This window comes from Burkholderia thailandensis E264 (assembly GCF_000012365.1).
Taxonomy (GTDB): domain Bacteria; phylum Pseudomonadota; class Gammaproteobacteria; order Burkholderiales; family Burkholderiaceae; genus Burkholderia; species Burkholderia thailandensis.
This window is the reverse complement of the sequence record NC_007651.1, coordinates 842,909-865,421: the sequence shown is the minus strand read 5'-3', so window position 1 is coordinate 865,421 and position 22,513 is coordinate 842,909. Positions and strand designations below refer to the sequence as shown.

The window sequence follows — 22,513 nt, the reverse complement described above, 5'->3', positions numbered from 1 at the left end:
GCACTGCACCGGCGAGCGGTCGGCACGGCCCGGCCGCCTGGCCGGAACAGGCGCGGCAGACACGGATGACGCACGACACGCCCGCCCACGCGAGGCGAAAACGCAATCGGCCGCGCCGCGCGGGATGCGCGCGCCCGCCCGCTGCACGCATCGCGGGCTTTCCCTACAATGTCGGCTGCACGCCCGAACGCGCCCGCCGCGCCCCGCTTTCATGCTTCAAGCCCCGCCCGCCGCCGCCCCGAGCGAGAAGTCGCTGACCGTGATGCTGTGGCTCGTCGCCACCGGCTTCTTCATGCAGACGCTCGATGCGACGATCGTCAACACCGCGCTGCCGTCGATGGCCGCGAGCCTCGGCGAATCGCCGCTCCGGATGCAGTCGGTCGTGATCGCGTACTCGCTGACGATGGCCGTGATGATCCCCGTGTCCGGCTGGCTCGCCGACACGCTCGGCACGCGCCGCGTGTTCTTCTGCGCGATCCTGATCTTCACGCTCGGCTCGCTCTTGTGCGCGAACGCGCATACGCTGCCGCTCCTCGTCGCGTTCCGCGTGATCCAGGGCGTGGGCGGCGCGATGCTGCTGCCCGTCGGGCGGCTCGCCGTGCTGCGCACGTTCCCCGCCGAGCGCTATCTGCCCGCGCTGTCGTTCGTCGCGATTCCGGGCCTGATCGGCCCGCTGATCGGGCCGACGCTCGGCGGCTGGCTCGTGAAGATCGCTTCGTGGCACTGGATCTTCCTGATCAACGTGCCGGTCGGCGTCGCGGGCTGCATCGCGACGTTCTATTCGATGCCCGACGCGCGCAACCCGGCCGCGGGCCGCTTCGACCTGAAAGGCTACCTGCTGCTGACGATCGGAATGATCTCGATCTCGCTGTCGCTCGACGGCCTCTCCGATCTCGGCATGCAGCACGCGATGGTGCTCGTGCTGCTGATCCTGAGCCTCGCGTGCTTCGTCGCGTACGGCTTGTACGCGGTGCGCGCGCCGCAGCCGATCTTCTCGCTCGAGCTCTTCAAGATCCACGCGTTCAGCGTCGGCCTGCTCGGCAACCTGTTCGCGCGCATCGGCAGCGGCGCGATGCCGTATCTGATTCCGCTGCTGCTGCAGGTGAGCCTCGGCTACGACGCGTTCGAAGCGGGCCTGATGATGCTGCCCGTCGCGGCCGCGGGAATGTTCTCGAAGCGGATCATCACGGTGCTCATCACGCGCCACGGCTACCGCAAGGTGCTGCTCGCGAACACGATCATGGTCGGGCTGATGATGGCGAGCTTCGCGCTGATCAGCGACGCGATGCCGGCATGGCTCAAGATCGCGCAGCTCGCCCTCTTCGGCGGCTTCAACTCGATGCAGTTCACCGCGATGAACACGCTCACGCTGAAGGACCTCGGCACGGGCGGCGCGAGCAGCGGCAACAGCCTGTTCTCGCTCGTGCAGATGCTGTCGATGAGTCTCGGCGTGACGATCGCGGGCGCGCTCCTCGCGACCTTCACCGGCATGATGCGAAGCGTCACGCCAACGCACACGCTGCCCGCGTTCCATGCGACGTTCGTGTGCGTCGGCCTCATCACCGCCGCGTCCGCGTGGATCTTCGCGCAGCTGTCGCCGGACGTGCGCGGCGCCGCGCGCCGCAAGACCGATCCGTCCGAGCGCGCGTGACGCGGTGGCGCGCTCGCCGCGCGACGGGCTGCCGCGCGGCCGGCGCGGCGGCGGCAATGCGTTCGAGATGGCTGACGGGCGCGCGGGATTTCGCATCGACGACACCGAAGAAGCTGCGCGCGGCGGCTTCGGCGCGAAGTCCGCGCATGCGGATCGGCGCACGGCGAACACGCGCCTGCCCGGACGCCGAAACGTCCGGCCGTTCGAACGCTCGGGCGCCGGCGCATGCGCGCGCATCGATACCGGCTGTGTGCCGGGCCTTCGAGCGTCCGATTGTCGCAGCGCGGCCCGTCGCGCCACGATCCGGCGCATGTCCGGCCATGTCTCGCCGCATCCCGGCGAACCGCCCGGACGCCGCGCGCCACGCTCCCGCGCCGCCGCGACGCACGGCGCACCATGCGAGTGCATGAATTGCGCGCCGCGCGCGAAGCTGCGGCGCGCCGGCGCGCCTTTTTGCGCACGGTTCTTGCTCGCCTATTCTGTAGGTAAACTGACGGTTCTCGGGCAGCCGAATCATGAGCATGATCGACATCGATCCCCCCAGCTTCCAGTCGCCGCGCCCGATCGCGGGCGACGACGGCAACCGGCGCACCGTGCTGTACGGCGACTACACCGTGTTCAGCGTGTTCCAGCCGGTCTTCTCGGTGTCGCATCGACGTGCGATCGGCTACCACGCGTCGCTGCGCGCGCACGATTCGCAAGGCAACCAGGTGCCGTCGCACGACGTGTTCACGCAGGCCGCGCGCCGCGGCGATCTGCTCGAACTCGGCCGTCTCGCCGAATCGCTGCATCTCGGCAACTTCCACACGTTCGACAGCCATGACGAATGGCTCTTCCTGAGCCTGCACCCCGCCGCGCTGATGGACACCGTCTACGGCGACGCGCTCCTCGCGAACCTGAAGGCGCTCGGGCTGCCGCCGCAGCGCGTCGTGCTCGAGGTGCCCGAGCAGGCGGGCGGCGAGACGCCGCGCTTCGCGGCGATCGTCGACGGGCTGCGCAAGGCCGGCTTCCTGATCGCGCTCGGCGGCTTCGGCGCGAAGCACTCGAACATCGATCGCGTCTGGCACCTGCATCCGGACATCGTCACGCTCGATCGCGGAATCCTCGCGCAGGCGAGCGAGCACTCGCATCTCGAGCGCGTGCTGCCCGGCCTCGTGTCGCTGCTGCACGAATCGGGGCAGCTCGTGCTGATGGGCGGCATCACGACCGAGCGCGAGGCGCTGATCGCGCTCGAATGCGACGTCGATTTCGTGCAGGGGCAGTATTTCGCCGGACCGAGCGTCGAGCCGGTGCAGCCGCAGGTCGCGGCGGGCATCATGGACACGCTGTCGGCCGCGCTGCGGCTGCGCGTCGCCGAGCGTTCGCGCGCGCAGGAGGCGCGTCTCGCGCCGTACGTCGCCGCGCTGCTGCAGGCGAGCGCACTGTTGCGCGAAGGCCGCGACCTGACCGAAGCGTCGAAGGAACTGCTCGAGCTGCCGGAGGCCGCGCGCTGCTTCCTGCTCGACGCGTCGGGCCGGCAGATCGGCGACAACGTGCTGCCGCGCGTGCGCGCATCGCAGCGCGCGAAGCGCTTCAGTCCGCTCATGCATTCGGAAGGCGCGAGCTGGGAGCGCCGGCCATACTTCATCGAGGCGATGCGCGTGCCGGGGCGCGTGCATTTCACGCCGCCCTATCTGTCGATCAACGAAGCGCACCTGTGCGTGACGGCGTCGATCGCGACGCCCGCCGCGCAGGGCATGCAGGTGCTGTGCGTCGACATCAACTGGGAAGCCGCCGCGCACCGCGACTAGCGCGCGACGCCCGGGCGTCGAACGCCCGCCGCCCGAGCGTTCGCGCGTCCGACGCGCGTCAGCCAGCCGCAGTCGCGCGCCTTCTCGCGACGAGCCGGTGCACGCGCTTGCCGGACGATTCGCTCGTCTGCTCGTGCTCGAACAGCACGTCGCACGCATCGCCGAGCGCGGCGTGCACGCGTTCGGCATCGACCACCTCGTAAAGCCGCCCGCGCCCGTCGCGCAGCGCGTCGCCCGTCGTCACCCGCCAGCTCAGATACAGCGTGCCGCCCGGCGCGAGCAGCTCGACGAGCCGCGCGACGGCCGCGTCGACGGCCGAAGCCGGCAGATGCATGATCACCGTCTCGCACAGCACGTTGCTGAACGCGCCGGACGGCACGCCCGCGAGCGCCGGCAGCAGCGCCTCTTCGAAGCGCAGCGCCGGATGGCTGCGCCGCGCTTCGGCGACAAGCGACGCGCTGCCGTCGTAGCCGCGCGCGTCGAAGCCGCGGCTCGCGAGCCACGCGACGTCGCGCCCCGCGCCGCAACCGACGTCCGCAGTCGGTCCGGGCTTGAAGTAGCGTTCGAGCAGCGCATACATGTCGTCGGGCGCCGGTTGTTCGTCCCATTCGCGTGCGTAATCGGCCGCGTGGCGGTCGTATGCGTCGAGCGTCGTGCGATCCATCGTCATCTCCTCGGTTGACGGTCGCGCGCCGGCTCGTGGAAGGCGAGCGCGCGCCGCCGTCATGTTAATCGCGACGGACATTTCATGCCTCGTCCGTCGCAGCGGCGCGACGACCGAAGCGATGCGGCCGCGGCCACGCGGCCGGGATATCGGCCGGGATGACGGTCGGGATATCGGCCGGAGCCGGCGCGTCGTCGCGCCGATCGATCGCGTCGATGTCGGCGGATCGGTGCTCGCGTCGATCGCCGCCCGCGAACGCCTGCCGACGCCATCGGCAGGCGCGAGCCGGCGAGCGGCGACGTAGCGTCCGCGCGAACGGCGCTCGCCGAACGAGCGTCCCCGGCCGCCTCAAGCGATCCGCCGCGCCAACGCCGACGCCCGCACGGCAACCCGGCCACGCGTGCGCACATCGACGGCCTGCCCGCCGATGCGCGCAAAGCACCCGACGGCCGCCCCGGGGCTATCCCGCCCGCGCCGCGGCAAGCAATTCGGCGAGCAGCGCGTCGCCGCCCCACGCCGGCCGCGCGTGCGAGCGCTCCGCGTCGTGAGCCAGCGCGCAAAGGCGTGCGTTGACGGGCGCCGCGCGCCCGAGCCGCCCGGCAAGACGCACGATCTCGCCGTTGATCCACTCGACCTCGGTCGTCCGTTTCGCGGCCAAGTCGTCCGACATCGACGAACGCGCGAGCGGATCGATCTCGAGCATCTTCCGCCCGAGCCGCGCGAACAGCGGGTCCGGCACGCTCAGCAAGCGCGGCACCCACGCGGCCGGCAGCGGCGTGAGCCGCGCGGGACGGACCCCGGCCGCCGACAGCAGGCGCAGCGCCTCGATTTGCGCCAGCGCGAGACAGCGCCGATAGCTGCGCGCCGCGAGCTCTTCCTTCAGCGGCCGGTTCGCGAGCGCATTGATCGCGTTGTTGAGATTGAGCAGCAGCTTCGCCCATTGAACCGCGCGCATGTCCGCGCGCGGCACGAGCGGCAGCCCCGCACGCTCGAACGCCTCCGCGAAGCGCCGCAGCGCGGGCGCGGCCTCGACCTGCAATTCGCCCGCCGTGCCCTGATGGAATCCGCCCTCGCCGCGCGAGATCACGTTGAACGGCACCATGCCGGCGAGCACGGTCGCGCCGGGCAACGCGGCGCGCAGCACATCCGCGTTGCGCACGCCGTTCTGAAAGCTGACGACGACCGCATCGGGCCGCATGATGCGCGCGAGCGCGGCGCCGACGGCGGGCGTCGCCGCGGACTTCACGGTGACGAGCACGAGTTCCGCGGATGCGGCCGCCGCATCGGCCGTCGAGAACGCGATCGCGGACGGCGGCACGCGGGCGTCGCGCCCTCGGTAATCGGACAGCACGAGCCCGTGCGCGCGCAGCGCGTCGCCGATCCGCCCGCGGCCGATCAGCGCGACGTCGGCGCCGCCCGCGATCAGCCGGCCGCCGATATAGCAGCCGAGCGCGCCCGCGCCATAAACGCAAATCGTCGGCATCGGCGCGAGTCAGACGCGCGCGCCGCGCGTGCCGGCGCGCACCGGCCCGACGCGCCGCTCGACTTCGGCGCGCACTTCGCCGCGCAGCCCGGCGAAGAACGCGACTTCGGCGACGACGAACAGCGGACCGACGACGAGCCCGATCAGATCGTCGACGAACGCGGGCTTGCGCCCCTCGAAGTAGTGGCCGACGAACTGGATCACCCATCCGACGAAAAAGAGCCCGAGCCCCACGCCGAGCCAGAGCGCGGTCGTCTGCGCGGCGAGCGCGCGGCCGGCCCAGAGACTCAGCGCGAGCAGCACGGCCATCGCGATGCCGAAGCGCAGATCGAGCCGCAGGTAAAAGAGCGTGGCCGCGAGCGCGGCGAGCGCCGCGGGCGTGAGCGCGAGCGCGCCCCACGCGCCGAACGTCGGCCGCGACAGCAGCGCCGTCACAGCGACGACGATCATCGGAATGCCGACGAGATGCGTCGCGATGTTGCGCGCGTCGCGATGATAGGCCGCGTACTGCGCGAGTTGATCGACCAAGGTCCTCATCGTGTCCCCTCCTGATGCGAGTGAGCGCTATCATGCCCGTCACGCGACGTTTTCTCTGTCAGCTACCCGACACCGCGACGGCCGATGCATCCGCTCTTCGAACCCTACCGCCCCCAGCTCGACGCGCACCCGTGGTTCGGCGCGCTGCCCGCCGAGCTGCGCGATGCGCTCGCCGCGACCGCGGTGCCGCGCCGGCTCGCGGCGGGCCAGGTGCTGTTCCGCCGCGGCGACGCGCCGTGCGGGCTCTACGCGGTGCTGAGCGGCGCGCTGTCGGTGGGCGCCGTCGACGCGAGCGGCAAGGAAGCGCTCCTCACGGTGGCCGAGCCGATGACCTGGTTCGGCGAAATCGCGCTCTTCGACGAGCTGCCGCGCACGCACGATGCGATCGCGCTCGAAGACGCGTTGCTGATGCACGTGCCGCAAGCCGCGCTGCAGCAACTGCTCGACGAAACACCGCGCTACTGGCGATATCTTGCGCTCTTGATGGCGCAAAAGCTGCGCATGTCGTTCATGAACGTCGAGGCGCTGACGCTGATGCCCGCCGCTCAGCGGCTCGCGGCGCGCCTGCTGATGATCGCGGAAGGCTACGGCGGAATCAGCACGCGGCATCGGCGGATCAGGCTGTCGCAGGAGCGGCTCGGCGCGATGCTGTCGCTGTCGCGGCAAACGGCGAACCAGTTGCTGAAGGAGCTCGCGGCGCGCGGCGTCGTGAGGCTGCACGTCGGCGAAATCGAGATCGTCGATCTGAATGCGCTGCGCGCGGCGAGCGGCGCGGCGCATCGCGCGGAAGACGATCTGGCGGGCGCGGGCGATGCGCGATCGGACGGCGATGCGCACGGCGCCGGCGACGCCAGCCGCGCGCACGCCACGCGCCGCCGATCGTAGTCGCGTCGTCGCGCGAGCGGCAGTGGCAGCGGCGGATTCGGCTTGCGAATCGACATCGATCGAGATCGAGACCGAGACCTCGATCTTGAACGAGACCTAGACCGGGGCCGGCATCAGGACCGGAGAACCGGCATCGCACCCAGGACCGGCGAGAACCGGCGCCGTCGCCGACTTACCTGTCGCCGGCCGCATCGCCGCGCGCCGCCCGGTCCGGGCGACGATTTTCCTGCCGCGCTCGCGCGAGCCCGCTATCATCGCGCATCGCCCCAATCGCCCTCATAAGCAACCGCGATCGCATGCACGCATCCGCATCCCGCTCCGCCATCGGCCGCGCCTGGCCGGTCTTCGTCGCGTTCCTGCGCCTTGGCCTCACGTCGTTCGGCGGCCCGATCGCCCACCTCGGCTATTTCCGCGAAGAATTCGTCGTCCGCCGGCGCTGGCTGAGCGAGCGCAGCTACGCGGACCTCGTCGGCCTCTGCCAGTTCCTGCCCGGCCCGGCGAGCAGCCAGGTCGGCATCGCGATCGGCCTGTCGCGCGCGGGCTACGCGGGCGCGCTCGCCGCGTGGGCGGGCTTCACGCTGCCGTCCGCGCTCGCGATGATCGCGTTCGCTTACGGCATGGCCGGCGCGGCCGGTCACGCGCTCGCGCCGGGCGCGCTGCACGGGCTGAAGATCGTGTCGGCGGCCGTCGTCGCGCAGGCTGTCTGGGGCATGGCGCGCAATCTGTGCCCCGACGCGCGGCGCGTGACGATCATGACGGCCGCGACGGGCGTCGCGCTCGTCGTGCCGTCGACATGGACGCAGCTCGCCGTCATCGCGAGTGCGGCCTGCATCGGGCTGCTTCACGTCGATCCCGCGCGCGGCGGCGCACACGATCCGCTGCCGATCTCGCTCGGCCGGCGTGCCGGCGCGTGCTGCCTCGCGCTGTTCGTCGCGCTGCTGGCCGGCCTGCCGCTCGCCGCGTGCGCATCCGGCAGCCACGCGCTCGCGATCGTCGACGCGTTCTATCGCGCGGGCGCGCTCGTGTTCGGCGGCGGGCACGTCGTGCTGCCGCTGCTGCAGGCATCGGTGGTCACGCCCGGCTGGGTCGGCGGCCAGACGTTTCTCGCGGGCTACGGCGCCGCGCAGGCCGTCCCCGGCCCGCTCTTCACGTTTGCGGCGTTTCTCGGCGCGTCAATGAAGGATGCGCCGTCGGGCTGGCTCGGCGGCGCGCTCGCGCTCGTCGCGATCTTCGCGCCGTCGTTCCTGCTCGTCACGGGCGCGATTCCGTTCTGGGAGCGCTGGCGAACGAACGCGCGGATGCGGGCGGCGCTCGCGGGCGTCAACGCGGCCGTCGTCGGCCTCTTGCTCGCCGCGCTCTATCAGCCGGTGTGGACGGGCGCGATCCTCGCGCCGCGCGACTTCGTCGCGGCGCTCGTCGCGTTCGTCGCGCTGACGTTCTGGCGCGTGCCGCCGTGGATCGTGGTGATCGGCGCGTGCGCCGCGGGGTGGATCGTCTTTTCGGTTTGACGCGTTTCAGTGCGCCGGGCGCGCTGCGCGGGTTCGCCGGCCGCACGCTGAGCGCGGCAACCGGCTCGCCCCCGGGCAAATCACGCGCCGCCGCCGGACGATCGCGGACGCAACGGCGGCCGCGCATCCGCGCGCGCCGCTGCCGCCACCGCCGCCGCGCGTGCGTCGCCGTGCGGGTGACGGGACGAAGCGGCGAAATTCGCGAACGCAATGAACGCGCATCGCGCGGACATTCGTCGCGGCGCCCAACCGATGCGGGACGAGCCGGCGCGATCGCCTCGTTCCGCCCGCACCGCCGCCGCAGCCTGCGCGGACGAGCCGCGCCCCGAACATGAGCGCCCGGCGGCAAAGACGGAGTCCGGCGGGCGTGCGCCATCGCCCGCCGGACTCACGCGCCGATCAGGGGAACGCCTTCATCCCGAGCAACGCCGCGACCGCGAACCCGGAGACGTTCGTCTCCTGGTCCGGCGAGCCGGGGTAGTCGTGGATGCCGTGCGTCTGCGGATCGAGCACGTTGTTCACGATCCAGGGCAGTGTCGTCGACGGCGCCTGCATGCCTTGCGTCGGCGCGCCGAGCAGCAGGATCACGTTGGACAGCGCGTATGCGGGGTCGGTCGACGGCGAGCGGATGCTGCCGTCGGCGGCCGTCTGGTTGATCATCCACTGGATCGCGCCGATGCTCTGCGAATTCGCGCCGAACACCCACGGCAGGTAGCCCTGCGGGAAGATCGTGTCGATGCCGAGATCCGCGTCGAGCGGCGCGCCCGTGTCGCGGCCGACCGAGTAGCGCTGCGCGCTCGTCATGTAGAACTGCGACGGCACGTTGTTCTTCAGGAAGGCCGCTTTCGCCGCATAGTTCGGATTGTCCGGAAACAGCAGCGCGCCCGCGTTCATGCCGAGGTAGACGTCGCCCTGATCCGCTGCGTACTCGTACGGCCAGAACTGCCACGTGGCGCTGCCGACGGGCAGTTGCCACGAGCTGCCCGAGTAGCCGCTCGGATTGATGTTCTTCGCGAGCACGAAATCGAGCGCCGCGCGCGCATTCGCGCCGTACTGCGTGACGAGCGCCGTGCTGCCCGTCAGTTGCCGGTCGAGATAGAGCAGGTAGACGAACAGCGCGGACGTCGCATCCACGCCGCGTACGTCGGCGATCCCCGCGCCCGGCGACGTCGGAACCGGATCGTACGGCGGCGTCATCGAATAGGCATAGCGCCAGCTGCCCTGCCAGGCGGGATCGGTCATCTCCTCGCGCGCGGCGAGCCACGCGATGCCTTTCTCGAGGCCGCTCAGGTACTTCGCGTCATGCGTCGCGCCGTATGCGGCCGCTAGACCGATCAGCGCATACTCCATGTCGGAGTCCGTGTTGGCGGTGCCGGTGCCGGCCTCGTCCGGAATCGCGCCGTTGACATCCTGCTGAGCGAGGAGGAAATCCGCGATCTGCAGCGCCATCGTGCCCTGCGTGCTGGCGCTCGTGGTGCTCGTGGTGCTGCTGGTGGTGCCGCTCGTGCCCGTGGTGCCCGATGTGCCGGCGCTGCCCGTTGTGCCCGAGCCGTGCGGCGATTTGAAGGCGCTGACGCCGGGCGCGCCGCTGGAGCCATCGCCGCCGCAGGCGGCGGTCATCAGCGTCACGGATGCGCAAAGCGTTGCGCCGATCAAGATGCGAGTGCCTCGTGAGAGTGCCATGTTGTCTGTTTACCTTTTCCAGAAGCAAAGAAAAGTACCGCGCCCCCCCGGACGCGACGGCACGCCGAATGCCGGGCGACGGCGAAATCACCGCCGCCCGGCGAAATCGCGCATGGCGAACACCGCGCCACGCGCCGAAAAAAAACCGATGGAATCGCGCCCGCTCACGCGAAGCGCGCACCGAACGAGCGGCCTCGCCGGCCGCCGCGATTCGTTCCCCGACGAGCGGATGCGTTTCGCCCGTCGACGCCGGAATTCACGGCCGCCGGCCAATCCGCTGACGGAATGGCAGCCCGATGCAAGTAGGGTAGGCCCCCGTTAAAGACGAAAAAAAAGCCCTCCATCGGAGGGCTTTTTGTCGGGACTGATTCGAGATCTCGTCACTGCGTATCGCTCGATTTTTTGCGAACTGTCGTCGTAGGAAATGACGGATGCGAACGTGCGCGTTATGCGAAGTTCTTCGCGGCGAAATCCCAGTTCACGATGTTCCAGAACGCTTCGACGAACTTCGGACGCGCGTTGCGGTAATCGATGTAGTAAGCGTGCTCCCACACGTCGATCGTGACGAGCGGCTTGTCGGCCGTCGTGAGCGGCGTGGCCGCGTTGCTCGTCGACACGATGTCGAGCGAGCCGTCCGCCTTCTTCACGAGCCACGCCCAGCCCGAGCCGAACGTGCCGACCGCCGCCTTCGTGAACGCTTCCTTGAACGCGTCGAACGAGCCCCACTTCGCGTTGATCGCGTCGCCGAGCGCGCCAGTCGGCGCGCCGCCGCCGTTCGGAGACAGGCTGTTCCAGAAGAACGTGTGATTCCAGATTTGCGCGGCGTTGTTGAAGATGCCGCCCGACGACTTCTTCACGATCTCTTCCAGCGACAGGTTCTCGAACTCGGTGCCGGGGATCAGGTTGTTCAGGTTCGTCACATAAGCCTGGTGATGCTTGCCGTAGTGATACTGGATCGTCTCCTGCGAGATGTGCGGAGCGAGGGCGTCTTCAGCGTACGGCAACGGCGGGAGCGTATGAGCCATGATCGGTTCCTTCGATGTGTATGTAGGGAGGGCAGTGTTGGATGCCGCGGAACGCCCGATTGTAGGCGAGTCCGAATAACCCCGCAAACTCGCGGGCCTTTATCCGTCATATCCGAAAAATCGACGTCGACGCGGCATGCGCGACGCGCCAAACGGCGCGCGCGCACCGCGTGCCGCACGCGCGGCGCGTCTTCAGAACGTATCCGAAAGGCGCGGTTGCACGTCGGCGAGCGACACGTCGGCGGAGCCTTCCGCGAGATGCACGGTCAGCCGGCGCTGCGGCTTGAGCGCCGCGGGCGCGCGCACCGCGCGGCCCGTCTGCGTGTCGATGAGTGCGGCATAGCCGCGCTCCAGCGTGCGCTGCGGGCTCAGCACCTCGAGCCGCGCCGCGCATGCGGCGACGCGCGCGGTATCGCGTTCGACGCGTCGCCGCAGCGTCGCATCGAGCCTTTGCGCGAGCGTCGCGAGCACCTGCCGCGCGGGCGCGACGTCGGGCCGCGCGCGCTGCCAGCGCAGTTGCACGAGCGCGAAACGCGCGCGCGCATCGCGCACCGGCCGCGCGCCCGCCGCCGCGAGCCGCGCGGCGAGCTGTCCCACGTGCATGGACTGACGCTGCAGACGCTCGGCCGGGCTGATCAGCCGGCGCGCGAGCCAGTCGAGCTGTTGCGCGCGCGCATCGAGGCCGCGCCGCAGGCCGCGCGCGAGCGCGTTCTGCCGCTCGCCCAGCTCGCGCAGCAACAGCGCGCGCTGCGGGCTCACGAGCTCGGCCGCGCCGGTCGGCGTCGGCGCGCGCACGTCGGCCGCGAAATCGGCGATCGTGAAATCGGTCTCGTGGCCGACGCCGCACACGACAGGCACCTCGCTCGCCGCGATCGCGCGCGCGAGCGCCTCGTCGTTGAACGACCACAAGTCCTCGATCGAGCCGCCGCCGCGGCAGACGATCAGCACGTCGACCTCGCGCCGCGCGCTCGCGGTCGCGACCATCGCGGCGAGCTTCTCCGCCGCGCCCGCGCCCTGCACGGGCGCCGGATAGACGATCACCGGCACGTGCGGCGCGCGGCGCGCGAGCGTCGTCAGCACGTCGCGCAACGCGGCCGCCTGCAGCGACGTGACGACGCCGATCGCGCGCGGATGCGTCGGCAGCGCCCGCTTGCGCTCGGGCGCGAAGAGCCCTTCGGCCTCGAGCTGCGCCTTCAGCCGCAGGAACGCTTCGTAAAGCCGCCCCTGCCCGGTGCGCCGAACCGCCTCGACGTTCAGTTGCACTTCGCCGCGCGGCTCGTACATCGTGACGAGCGCGCGCACTTCGATCTTGTCTCCTTCGCGCGGCGTGAACTCCGCATGCTGCGCGCGGCCGCGGAACATCACGCAACGCATCTGCGCCTGCTGATCCTTGATCGAGAAATACCAGTGGCCGCTCGCCGCGCGCGTGAAGTTCGACACTTCGCCCGCCACCCACAGCAGCGGGAACGTGCGCTCGAGCATCGTGCCGATCGCGCGGTTGAGCGCGGACACGGGAATGACGCCGTCGCCGGCAGGCGCGCCGCCGGAGCCGGCGAAAGTGGTTTCGGAATGCATGGACGATCGGGAGATTTCGGGCGCCCAACGATAGACCGCCTCGGCGCGCACGGCAAGCCGCACGTGCGCGCCGCCCAGGTGTCCACACGGCGCGCGAAACAGGGACGGTGTTGTAACAATCGCCCCGAAACCCCTGATGATTTCGATCAAATATATGATTCCAATGGATTTTTTTCGAATCCAACCCGCCCCCCCGCCGACCGGAGGCCCGCCATATGGCCTCGCCGCACGCTTCGATGCGGAGTTTTTCACAGAGTTATCCACAGGCGGCTCGAATGCGCGGCGGCGAGGCGGGCGCCGCATGCGGCGCCCGCGCGACTTGCGGGCCGCGCGGCGGGCGCGCTAGAGTGCCGCCTTTCGAAGAGAAGACCGCGCGGCCGCCCGCCGCCATCCGGAGAAACGTGTTGACGAATCCGTCCTCAGCCGCGCCGCGCGGCGTCTCGTGTCTCGCGTCATGAGCGCTCGGCCGGGATTGCTCGCGCGCGCCGAAGCGCGCCTGACCCGCGAGTGGCAGCGCCGCGGCGCACTCGCATGGGCGCTCACGCCCTTCGCATGCGCGTTCGGCGCGATCGCCGCGCTGCGCCGCGCCGCCTATGCGCGCGGCTGGAAGGCGCGCGTCGACTGCGGCGTGCCCGTCGTCGTCGTCGGCAACGTGACGGTCGGCGGCACCGGCAAGACGCCCACCGTGATCGCGCTCGTCGACGCGCTGCGCGCCGCGGGCTTCACGCCCGGCGTCGTGTCGCGCGGCTACGGCGCGAAGATCGTCGCGCCGACCGCGGTCACGCCCGCGTCGGCGCCGCAGCAGGCAGGCGACGAGCCGCTCCTGATCGCGCGCCGCACGCTCGCGCCCGTGTGGGTGTGCCCGGACCGCGTCGCGGCCGTGCGCGCGCTGAAGGCCGCGCACCCCGAAGTCGACGTCGTCGTGAGCGACGACGGCCTGCAGCACTACCGGCTCGCGCGCGCAGTCGAGATCGTCGTGTTCGACCATCGCCTCGGCGGCAACGGCTTCCTGCTGCCGGCCGGGCCGCTGCGCGAGCCGCTGTCGCGCCGCCGCGACGCAACGCTCGTCAACGATCCGTACAGCCGCGCGCTGCCGCCGTGGCCCGACACGTTCGCGCTGTCGCTCGCGCCCGGCGACGCATGGCATCTCGCCCGGCCGTCGCGCCGCAAGCCGCTCGCGCAATTCGCGGGCGAGCGCGTGCTCGCGGCGGCGGGCATCGGCGCGCCGGAGCGCTTCTTCGCGACGCTGCGCGCGGCGGGCGTCACGCCGGCGACGCGCGCGCTGCCCGATCACTACGCGTTCGCCACGAACCCGTTCGTCGACGATCATTTCGACGCGATCCTGATCACCGAGAAGGATGCAGTAAAATTGGGGACTTCGTGGCGCGACGCTCGCATCTGGGTCGTGCCGGTCGAGGCCGCGCTCGATCCCCGCCTTATCGCTCTCGTTGTGGAGAAACTCCGTGGACGCACGTCTGCTTGAAATCCTCGTCTGCCCGGTTTGCAAGGGCCCGCTCCACTACGACCGCGGCGCGCAGGAGCTCGTCTGCAATGCCGACAAGCTCGCGTATCCGATCCGCGACGGCATCCCGGTGATGCTCGTCGACGAAGCGCGCCAGACCGTCGAAGGCACGCCGGTCGATCCGGCCGGCCCGGCCCAGGGCCGCTGACACCCGCGCACGCTCACGCGCTTGCGCGCCGCGCCATCTCGCACGGTGCCCGCCGTCTTCGCGCAAGCCGGGCGCGCGCGCCGAACCGCCGCCGCCCTGACGCGCCAACGCCGCTGCCCGCACGCCAAGCGGGCGCATTTTTCGAACCCTTTGCGCTTCGCGCCCGTCCGATGACCTCCCCGCTCCCTTTCGTCGCCGTCGTCCCCGCCCGCCTCGCATCGACCCGCCTGCCGAACAAGCCGCTCGCCGATCTCGGCGGCAAGCCGATGGTCGTGCGCGTCGCCGAGCGCGCGCGTGAGGCGGGCGCGCAGCAGGTGCTCGTCGCGTCCGACGCGCAGAGCGTGCTCGACGCGGTGCGCGAGCACGGCTTCGACGCGGTGCTCACGCGCGCCGACCATCCGTCCGGCACCGACCGCCTCGCCGAGGTCGCCGCGAAGCTCGGCTTCAGCGACGACACGATCGTCGTCAACGTTCAGGGCGACGAGCCGCTGATCGATCCGCAGCTCGTGTGCGACGTAGCGTCGCACCTCGCCGCGCATCCGTCGTGCGCGATCGCGACGGCCGCGCACCCGATTCACGAAGCGCACGAGGTGTTCAATCCGAACTACGTGAAGGTCGTGCTCGACGCGAACGGCGTCGCGCTGTACTTCTCGCGCGCGCCGATTCCGTGGTCGCGCGACGCGTACCTGCCGCACTGGCCGAACATCGCGGCGATGCCCGCGCCGACGTGCCCCGTCTATCGGCACATCGGCCTCTACGCGTATCGCGCGCGGTTCCTGCGCACGTACCCGACGCTCGCGCAGGCGCCGATCGAGGCGGCCGAGCAGCTCGAGCAGTTGCGCGCGATGTGGCATGGCGAGCGGATCGCCGTGCTCGTCACCGAGCACGCGCCCGAGGCCGGCATCGACACGCCGGCCGATCTCGAACGCGTGCAGGCCCTTTTTCGGTCTCGGGCCAAATAACCCATGGCATAATCGGGCGATTGTGCGAGCGATCCGCCCGCGCCGCTCACCGAGATTCACCCCAAGCCCGACATTCGCCGGCCGCCGCGCGTCGCATTCGACCCGCCGCAGTCAGACCGGCCGATCGCGCTTGCTGCAGAACCGCCGAGCCGCGCAGCGGGTCCCGTAGCGTCTCGCACCAGAGCATTCACATACCGGAGATATCACCATGCGTTTGATCCTGTTGGGCGCGCCCGGCGCGGGAAAGGGCACCCAGGCAAACTTCATCAAGGAAAAGTTCGGCATTCCGCAAATCTCGACGGGCGACATGCTGCGCGCCGCCGTGAAGGCCGGCACGCCGCTCGGCGTCGAAGCGAAGGCGTACATGGATGAAGGCAAGCTCGTGCCGGATTCGCTGATCATCGGCCTCGTCAAGGAGCGCCTGAAGGAAGCGGACTGCGCGAACGGCTACCTGTTCGACGGCTTCCCGCGCACGATCGCGCAGGCCGACGCGATGAAGGAAGCGGGCGTCGCGATCGACTACGTGCTCGAGATCGACGTGCCGTTCTCGGAAATCATCGAGCGGATGAGCGGCCGCCGCACGCACCCGGCGTCGGGACGCACGTACCACGTGAAGTTCAACCCGCCGAAGGTCGAGGGCAAGGACGACGTGACGGGCGAGCCGCTGATTCAGCGCGACGACGACAAGGAAGAAACGGTGAAGAAGCGCCTCGACGTGTACGAAGCGCAGACGAAGCCGCTCATCACGTATTACGGCGACTGGGCGACGCGCGGCGAGGAGAACGGCCTGAAGGCGCCCGCGTACCGGAAGATCTCCGGCCTCGGCGCCGTCGACGAAATCCGCGCGCGCGTGTTCGACGCGCTGAAGTGAATCGCGCCCGGCGCGCGCCGCGCATCCCGCGCCACGATGACGAAAGAACCGCCCTCTCCGGGCGGTTTTTTTTCGTCCGGTCGTTCGCTTCGCGCCGGGCTTCCGCGCTCGCTCGTACAATCGTCGCAACGCGCGCTTCACGACATTCGATCGACATTCATTCCAATCAATCCAAGGAGAAGGAGCAAACATGGAGATTCGCGACAACGTCTTCCTGATCACGGGCGGCGCATCCGGGCTCGGAGCGGGCACCGCGCGCCTGCTGACCGAAGCAGGCGGCAAGGTCGTGCTCGCGGACCTGAATCAGGACGCGGGCGAAGCGCTCGCGCGCGAGCTGGGCGGCGTGTTCGTCCGGTGCGACGTCGCGCGCGAGGAAGACGCGCAGGCGGCCGTCGCCGCCGCGACGAAGCTCGGCACGCTGCGCGGGCTCGTCAACTGCGCGGGCATCGCGCCCGCGGCGAAAACGGTCGGCAAGGACGGCCCGCACCCGCTCGAGCTGTTCGCGAAGACGATCACCGTGAACCTGATCGGCACGTTCAACATGATTCGCGTCGCGGCCGCTGCGATGGCCGCGAACGAGCCGGCGCCAACCGGCGAGCGCGGCGTGATCGTCAGCACCGCGTCGGTCGCCGCGTTCGACGGCCAGATCGGCCAGGCCGCGTACGCGGCGTCGAAGGCGGGCGTCGCCGGCATGACGCTGCCCATCGCGCGCGACCTGTCGCGCAATGCGATTCGCGTGATGACGATCGCGCCCGGCATCTTCGAAACGCCGATGCTGCTCGGCATGCCGCAGGAAGTGCAGGACGCGCTCGGCGCGATGGTGCCGTTCCCGCCGCGCCTCGGCAAGCCGGCCGAATACGCGATGCTCGTCAGGCAGATCTTCGAGAACCCGATGCTCAACGGCGAGGTCATCCGCCTAGACGGCGCGATTCGGATGCAGCCGAAGTAATGCGGCGGCGCACGCGGCCACAGCGGCGCCGCGTGCAGCACACCGCCGAGCGGACAAAAAACGCCTGCGGAATGCAGCGGCATCCGCAGGCGTCTTCATGCCGCTTGCCTGACGATCCCGTGATTCGGGGCGCGACATCGAAGCGCGGCGCTCGGCACGCTCGAGCGAACGCACGCGCGCGGCGCCCCGAGACAGGCGGCCTGCGGCGCGCGCCGGGGCCGTCGAGCGCCCCGCCCGGCCGCCATGCCGCTCAATCGTCGTCGTCGCGCTGCATTCGCTGCCGCAATTCGCTGACCTGCGCTTCGACGACCGTCGCATCGGCCGCGTCGGGACGCTCGCCGAGATACGTCTCCAGATCCTCGAGCGCGGGGCGCAGGTAGTCGAGACGCGCGTACGCGAAGCCGCGGTCGCGCACTTCGTCGAGCTGCCCGGGCAGCAGGATCACGAGCCGCTCCTGCACGCCGAGCAGCCGCTGCCAGCGTTCCGTCTGCAGATAGACGGCCTTCAGGTTGTTCAGCATTCGCGCGACGATCTCGCGCTCCGTCGCCGGCTGCAGCAGCGCGCGCAGCACGCTCGCCGTGCCGCCGCCGGCGTGCGCGACATACGGTTCGAGCATCTCGACGAGCTCCGATTCCGACAGCGAGCGCCCCGTCGTGGGATCGAGGATCGAATCGCCGTCCGGCAGCGCGATGCGCAGCAGGAAATGGCCGGGAAACGACACGCCGCGCGCCGGCACGCCGACCTGCTCGGCCAGTTCCAGATACAGCACCGCGAGCGTGATCGGAATCCCGCGACGGCGCTTGAGCACCATGTTCAGGTAGCTGTTGTCCGGATCGTAGTAGTCGTTGTGGTTGCACGCGAAGCCGAGTTCGCGGAAGAAGAAGTCGTTCAGGAGCGCGAGCTTGTCGCTCGCGCCGGCGCCGTCCGGCAGCCGCCTCGCGAGCCGCGCGGCGAGCGCGTCGAGCTCCGCGAGCACGCCTTGCAGGTCCACGTCGGGATAGGCGTCCTGCGCGAGCGACAGCGCCGCCTCGGTGAGCGGCAAGCCATCGTCTTCGGCGACGAGCGAACTGAAATAGTCGAGAACGCGAGTCATTGGGGTCCGTTACTTGGCGCGCCGTCTGAAGTATGCGTATTTGAAACCCATCAGCCACAACATACCGAAATATAGTGCAGCGAACAGAACGAGGCAGGCGGCCATCAACGCGATCCGATCGAGCGGCGCCGCGCGCATCGCGGTCCAGTCGAAGTTGATCGCGAGCCAGTGCATCACGCCGGCGAGCACGAGCGACGCGCCCGCGAGCTGCACGAAGAAGCGCAGCCAGCCGGGCGACGGCTGGTAGATGCCGCGGCGGCGCAAACCAATGAACAGGAGCAGCGAGTTCAGGCACGCGCCGACGCCGATGCTCAGCGTGAGCCCCGCATGGCCGATGATCGGCACGAACACGTAGTTCGACAGCTGCGTGACGACGAGCACGCCGACCGCGATCTTCACGGGCGTCTTGATGTCTTGCTTCGCGTAGAAGCCGGGCGCGAGGATCTTGATGAGGATGATGCCGACGAGGCCGATTCCGTACGTCGCGAGCGCGCGCGCGACCATCGTGACCGTATGCGCGTCGAACTTGCCGTAGTTGAAGAGCGTCGCCGTCAGCGGCTCGGCGAAGAAGAAGAGCGCGAGCGCGCTCGGCGCGGCCAGCAGGAACGTGACCCGCAACCCCCAGTCGAGGAGCGCCGAATACTCGGTCGAATCGGCATCGACGTGCGCCTTCGACAGGCTCGGCAGCAGGATCGTGCCGAGCGCGACGCCGAGGAGCGCGGTCGGGAATTCCATCAGCCGGTCCGCGTAATTGATCCACGACACGGCGCCCTGCCCGAGCCGCGACGCGATGTTCGTATTGATGATCAGCGACAGCTGCGCGACCGACACCGCGAACGTCGCGGGCACCATCTTCGCGAGCACGCGCTTTACGCCCGGATGCGCGAGCGCGCGCATCGGATTCACGCCGATCGAAGGCACCATGTCGATCTTCTTCAAGCCCGGCAACTGCGCCGCGAACTGCAGGACGCCGCCCGCGATCACCGCCCAGGCGAGCGCGTAGACGGGCACCTTCAGATGCGGCGCGACGAACACGGCGGCGGCGATGAACGCGACGTTCAGCAGCACGGGCGCGAACGCCGGCAGCGAAAAGCTCTTGTACGTGTTGAGCACGCCGGACGCGAGCGTCGTCAGCGAAATGAACACGATGTACGGGAACATGATCTGCGTCATCGCGACGGCGAGCGGAAATGCCTGCCCGTCCGTGCGCAGCCCCGATGCGACGACGAACACGACCCACGACGCGCCGGCGATCCCGGCGAGCGACAGGAACGCGAGCGCCCACGCGAGCACGGTCGACATCGCGTCGACGAGCGCTTTCGTTGCATCGTGCCCTTTCTGATTCTTGAACTCGGCGAGAATCGGCACGAACGCCTGCGAGAACGCGCCTTCGGCGGACAGCCGGCGCAGCAGGTTCGGAATGCGGAATGCGACGTAGAACGCGTCTGTGAATTGACTGGCGCCGAACGCACGGGCGATCAGCGTCTCACGGGCCAGTCCGGTCACGCGCGACAGCAGCGTGAAGCCGCTGACCGTCAGCAGGGCTCGGAATAGATTCATGGGGCGCTTATTATACGGACCTCGGGCGGCGGCAACCGATCCGGTCGAGCAAAAGCGGCATATCGGCATCGGCGTACCGGCATGAGGCGACCGTTCACGGGTGCGCCGGCGTCGGCATGTCGGAACAGGCGTGCCCGCCGCCGACGATCCGGCAGACGCGGCTTTTTCTTGCCACTCGCTTGATTTTGTTGTTATAATTGCCGGTTTCTGAGCCTGTCATACGCGTTTCGTAGCGTTTCGTGCGTCGCCCAAGCGTCGTTTCACGATCAAGCGCGTCGGCCGGCCTCGGTTAAAACCCACGTTTTTTTGCGCTTCCGGGCAATCGCTCCCGGAAGTCGGATCGAAAAGCAGCGCTTGGCCGTCAGGCTCCAAGCTCTGGGAACAGGACAGGATAAGGAACCGTCATGGCTAACTCCGCACAAGCACGCAAGCGCGCCCGTCAGGCAGCGAAGGCAAACTCGCACAACTCGGCGCTGCGCTCGAAATTCCGTACCGCGATCAAGGCCGTCCGCAAGGCGATCGACGCCGGCGATCAGGCGAAGGCCGCCGAGCTCTTCAAGGCCGCGACGAAGACGATCGACACGATCGCCGACAAGAAGATCGTTCACAAGAACAAGGCCGCTCGCCACAAGAGCCGCCTCTCTGCAGCCGTCAAGGGCCTGCAGGCACAAGCCGCGCAGTAAAGATCCGGCGCGCCCGCGAGGCGGGCGCCCTGTTTCCTCTGCGATCGACAAAAAGCCCGCTTCACGCGGGCTTTTTGCTTGGGGATTCTTGCGAGTTTTGCCTCTGGCGAGGCTCGCGCGCGCTTCGCCGCGATTCGCGCCGCTCGATCGCCGGCGACCGCATTCACGCCCGCATGCGTCGCGCGCCCAGCCCCGCCTCGTCGCCGAAACGCAGCCGCGCCGCTTATTTTTGGTTCATCGTGGAATTCCGGGGAATGCGGCGCGGATCTTGAGGAAGAAGTACTCCTCGTCGCGGTACCCATAAGCCCTGCGCTTGATGACCTTGATGGTGTTGTTGATGCCTTCAACGACGCTGGTGTTGAGCGGATGACGACAGCGAGTCACGATTCCGTGCCAGTACCCCTGCAAGCGCTGGGCGAACTTTTGTAGGGCGGCAATCCCGCTTTGCTGAGCCTGCTCGAACCATTGCCCCCAGGCCTTTTCCGCCCAGGCTGGCTTTCGGTAGAACCAGAGCCGTTTGAGTTCGTCGCGCAGCACGTAGACGCATAACAGCGACTGATTGGCGGCCAGTAACTCCTTCAGGTGCACGGCCTGATCCGGCTTCAGATTGTGGCGGTTGCGCAGCAGCAGCCAACGACTGGACTTCAGGACCTTCCGCGCCGGCTTGTCATGTCGGAGTTGATTGGCCTGATCCACCCGTACCCGGTCGATCACTTCGCGCCCGTACTTGGCCACGACGTGGTACAGGTCGAAGACGATTTCCGCCTGCGGGCACTGCTCCTTGATCTCCAACTCGTAGGCCGTGGTCATGTCGATCGCAACCGCTTCGATACGCTCGGCCACGCCTTCAGGGAGTTGTTCGAAGAAGGCTCGCGCCGTTTCCCGTGAGCGTCCTGGTCCGACCCAGAGCACCTGCCGGCCGATCGGATCGACCACCACCGTGGCGTAGCGATGGCCTTTATGGAGCGCGAACTCGTCCATCGCCAGATAGCGGATCGTCGACCAGTCCGGCTCGGCCACGCGCGCTCGCAAGCGCATCTTGTCGATCGATTTCACCGTGTGCCAACCCAACTCGTAGAAGGCTGCGACCGCTTGCACGCTGGCCGCTTGTAGCAGCTTCTCGCAGGCCTTGGCGAACCGCTCCGTCACGCGCTGGTAGCGGCCCAGCCACGCCAGCTTCTCCAGTCGCGGGCCACCGCAGTGCTCACACCAGACCCGGCGACGAGGCACATGCAACACCACCCGGTATTCGAACAGCGGCAGATCGCGCACTCGACGAACGGTCGTCTCGTGGATCTGCTGGCAGCGCGCCCCGCATTGCTCGCAGTACATGACCTTGCTGACCGGCTTCAGATACAGCGATAGCGTGCGCTCTTCTCCTTGCGGCCACTCCACCCGTTCCAACCGGTAGCCGGTCCAGCAGCCCAGTGCCTGAAGTGCCTTTCGATCGAGCAATTGCTTCCTCCGACATCCTTAGAATCAGGTGTCAGATTATGCAATCACTCGAAAACCCTCCACGGTTTCCTGCGTTGAACCTTATTTTTGCGCCTTGCTGTAATCGGGCAACTCGCACGCCTCGGTGACGACGAGATTGTTGTCCTTCGCGAAATTCATCACGAAATCGAACGCCATCGGCTCGATGTCGCGCAGCCGGGCATCGACGATCACGCACTTGAGATCGCCGAGCAGCGTCGGCCGCACGTAGCGCGAATATTGAAGGCGGGCATTGGGCCCGCTCGCCCCCGGACCGTAGCACGACATCACGCCCGCTAGACGCTCGGACCAGTCGCTCGGCCGAAACTTCTTCCCATCTTTCGTGATGCCCTGAATGAAATATTCGGTCGGGAGAGTTTCAGCCATGAGGGTACCCAAGTGACGGCCCAGCAGTGCGCCAGCGCAACTGCGCCTGGACACTTCGAACACA

At 69.0% G+C, this 22,513-nt stretch carries 23 protein-coding genes; 12 read left to right on the top strand and 11 right to left on the bottom strand.

What is annotated here, in order from left to right:
- Nucleotides 1-211 precede the first annotated feature (211 nt).
- Together mdtD and BTH_RS16035 are read left to right on the top strand one after the other, a co-directional pair.
- Nucleotides 212-1,651, top strand: a complete 1,440-nt coding sequence (mdtD, locus tag BTH_RS16040; protein ID WP_009892629.1) for a multidrug transporter subunit MdtD — start codon at nt 212-214, stop codon at nt 1,649-1,651.
- A gap of 515 nt (nt 1,652-2,166) precedes the next feature.
- On the top strand, nt 2,167-3,441 hold the full coding sequence (locus tag BTH_RS16035) for an EAL domain-containing protein (protein WP_009908555.1): 1,275 nt from the start codon (nt 2,167-2,169) through the stop codon (nt 3,439-3,441).
- A 58-nt stretch (nt 3,442-3,499) separates the two neighbouring features.
- Here the strand turns inward: BTH_RS16035 and BTH_RS16030 are convergent, their stop codons facing one another.
- Nucleotides 3,500-4,105, bottom strand: coding sequence for a class I SAM-dependent methyltransferase (locus BTH_RS16030; protein WP_009908554.1), 606 nt, complete (start codon nt 4,103-4,105; stop codon nt 3,500-3,502).
- Between BTH_RS16030 and BTH_RS16025 the strand changes: the two genes are divergently transcribed.
- Nucleotides 4,095-4,409 (top strand): hypothetical protein, encoded by a 315-nt coding sequence (locus tag BTH_RS16025; RefSeq protein WP_223297017.1) that lies wholly within the window; start codon nt 4,095-4,097, stop codon nt 4,407-4,409. The genes BTH_RS16030 and BTH_RS16025 overlap by 11 nt on opposite strands.
- 156 nt (nt 4,410-4,565) lie before the next feature.
- Here the strand turns inward: BTH_RS16025 and BTH_RS16020 are convergent, their stop codons facing one another.
- Nucleotides 4,566-5,588, bottom strand: coding sequence for a 2-dehydropantoate 2-reductase (locus BTH_RS16020; protein ID WP_009892634.1), 1,023 nt, complete (start codon nt 5,586-5,588; stop codon nt 4,566-4,568).
- 9 nt (nt 5,589-5,597) lie between these two features.
- Nucleotides 5,598-6,125, bottom strand: coding sequence for a DUF962 domain-containing protein (locus BTH_RS16015; RefSeq protein WP_011401860.1), 528 nt, complete (start codon nt 6,123-6,125; stop codon nt 5,598-5,600).
- An 84-nt stretch (nt 6,126-6,209) separates the two neighbouring features.
- Between BTH_RS16015 and BTH_RS16010 the strand changes: the two genes are divergently transcribed.
- Nucleotides 6,210-7,010, top strand: coding sequence for a Crp/Fnr family transcriptional regulator (locus BTH_RS16010; RefSeq protein WP_009892637.1), 801 nt, complete (start codon nt 6,210-6,212; stop codon nt 7,008-7,010).
- 296 nt (nt 7,011-7,306) lie between these two features.
- Nucleotides 7,307-8,518, top strand: a complete 1,212-nt coding sequence (gene chrA / locus BTH_RS16005; RefSeq protein WP_009892639.1) for a chromate efflux transporter — start codon at nt 7,307-7,309, stop codon at nt 8,516-8,518.
- Between the two features lie 399 nt (nt 8,519-8,917).
- On the opposite strand, the gene BTH_RS16000 is transcribed toward chrA, so the two are convergent.
- Nucleotides 8,918-9,967, bottom strand: a complete 1,050-nt coding sequence (locus BTH_RS16000) for a hypothetical protein (RefSeq protein ID WP_223297018.1) — start codon at nt 9,965-9,967, stop codon at nt 8,918-8,920.
- Nucleotides 9,968-9,977: 10 nt separating this feature from the next.
- Between BTH_RS16000 and BTH_RS35185 the strand changes: the two genes are divergently transcribed.
- Complete coding sequence (locus tag BTH_RS35185; protein ID WP_227739569.1) at nt 9,978-10,523, top strand: hypothetical protein; 546 nt, start codon at nt 9,978-9,980, stop codon at nt 10,521-10,523.
- A gap of 124 nt (nt 10,524-10,647) precedes the next feature.
- Here BTH_RS35185 and sodB read toward each other — a convergent pair whose 3' ends face one another.
- Entirely contained in the window at nt 10,648-11,226 is a 579-nt protein-coding gene (sodB, locus tag BTH_RS15995; RefSeq protein WP_009892644.1) for a superoxide dismutase [Fe], read from the bottom strand.
- A 192-nt stretch (nt 11,227-11,418) separates the two neighbouring features.
- Entirely contained in the window at nt 11,419-12,801 is a 1,383-nt protein-coding gene (xseA, locus tag BTH_RS15990; protein ID WP_025404070.1) for an exodeoxyribonuclease VII large subunit, read from the bottom strand.
- Nucleotides 12,802-13,255: 454 nt separating this feature from the next.
- On the opposite strand from xseA, the gene lpxK reads away from it, so the two are divergent.
- From lpxK to BTH_RS15965, 5 genes are all read left to right on the top strand, one after another.
- Nucleotides 13,256-14,284, top strand: coding sequence for a tetraacyldisaccharide 4'-kinase (lpxK, locus tag BTH_RS15985; protein ID WP_025369540.1), 1,029 nt, complete (start codon nt 13,256-13,258; stop codon nt 14,282-14,284).
- Nucleotides 14,265-14,471 carry a Trm112 family protein gene (locus BTH_RS15980; protein WP_009892651.1) on the top strand — a complete coding sequence of 69 codons (207 nt, stop codon included), beginning with the start codon at nt 14,265-14,267 and terminating at the stop codon, nt 14,469-14,471. The genes lpxK and BTH_RS15980 overlap by 20 nt, the downstream gene beginning before the upstream one ends.
- A 170-nt stretch (nt 14,472-14,641) precedes the next feature.
- Nucleotides 14,642-15,433, top strand: a complete 792-nt coding sequence (kdsB, locus tag BTH_RS15975) for a 3-deoxy-manno-octulosonate cytidylyltransferase (protein WP_009892653.1) — start codon at nt 14,642-14,644, stop codon at nt 15,431-15,433.
- A gap of 208 nt (nt 15,434-15,641) precedes the next feature.
- The gene (gene adk, locus BTH_RS15970) at nt 15,642-16,304 is read left to right on the top strand and encodes an adenylate kinase (protein ID WP_009892654.1); all 663 of its coding nucleotides are present in this window, start codon (nt 15,642-15,644) and stop codon (nt 16,302-16,304) included.
- 190 nt (nt 16,305-16,494) lie between these two features.
- Nucleotides 16,495-17,253 carry an SDR family NAD(P)-dependent oxidoreductase gene (locus tag BTH_RS15965; RefSeq protein WP_009892655.1) on the top strand — a complete coding sequence of 253 codons (759 nt, stop codon included), beginning with the start codon at nt 16,495-16,497 and terminating at the stop codon, nt 17,251-17,253.
- Nucleotides 17,254-17,503: 250 nt separating this feature from the next.
- Here the strand turns inward: BTH_RS15965 and BTH_RS15960 are convergent, their stop codons facing one another.
- From BTH_RS15960 to BTH_RS35480, 3 genes are all read right to left on the bottom strand, one after another.
- Nucleotides 17,504-18,346: a SirB1 family protein gene (locus BTH_RS15960; RefSeq protein ID WP_009892659.1), complete on the bottom strand. Its 843-nt coding sequence runs from the start codon at nt 18,344-18,346 to the stop codon at nt 17,504-17,506.
- Nucleotides 18,347-18,355: 9 nt separating this feature from the next.
- The gene (gene murJ, locus BTH_RS15955; protein ID WP_009892661.1) at nt 18,356-19,906 is read right to left on the bottom strand and encodes a murein biosynthesis integral membrane protein MurJ; all 1,551 of its coding nucleotides are present in this window, start codon (nt 19,904-19,906) and stop codon (nt 18,356-18,358) included.
- 94 nt (nt 19,907-20,000) lie between these two features.
- A complete protein-coding gene (locus BTH_RS35480) occupies nt 20,001-20,126 on the bottom strand; it encodes a hypothetical protein (RefSeq protein WP_258007057.1) in 126 nt (41 codons plus the stop codon).
- A 184-nt stretch (nt 20,127-20,310) separates the two neighbouring features.
- Here BTH_RS35480 and rpsT point away from each other — a divergent pair, with 184 nt between their 5' ends.
- A complete protein-coding gene (gene rpsT / locus BTH_RS15950) occupies nt 20,311-20,589 on the top strand; it encodes a 30S ribosomal protein S20 (protein ID WP_004189743.1) in 279 nt (92 codons plus the stop codon).
- Nucleotides 20,590-20,823: 234 nt separating this feature from the next.
- Here rpsT and BTH_RS15945 read toward each other — a convergent pair whose 3' ends face one another.
- Both BTH_RS15945 and BTH_RS15940 read right to left on the bottom strand, forming a co-directional pair.
- Nucleotides 20,824-22,044, bottom strand: coding sequence for an ISL3 family transposase (locus BTH_RS15945; protein ID WP_025404069.1), 1,221 nt, complete (start codon nt 22,042-22,044; stop codon nt 20,824-20,826).
- Nucleotides 22,045-22,125: 81 nt separating this feature from the next.
- The gene (locus tag BTH_RS15940; protein WP_009903291.1) at nt 22,126-22,449 is read right to left on the bottom strand and encodes a DUF3579 domain-containing protein; all 324 of its coding nucleotides are present in this window, start codon (nt 22,447-22,449) and stop codon (nt 22,126-22,128) included.
- Nucleotides 22,450-22,513: the final 64 nt, after the last annotated feature.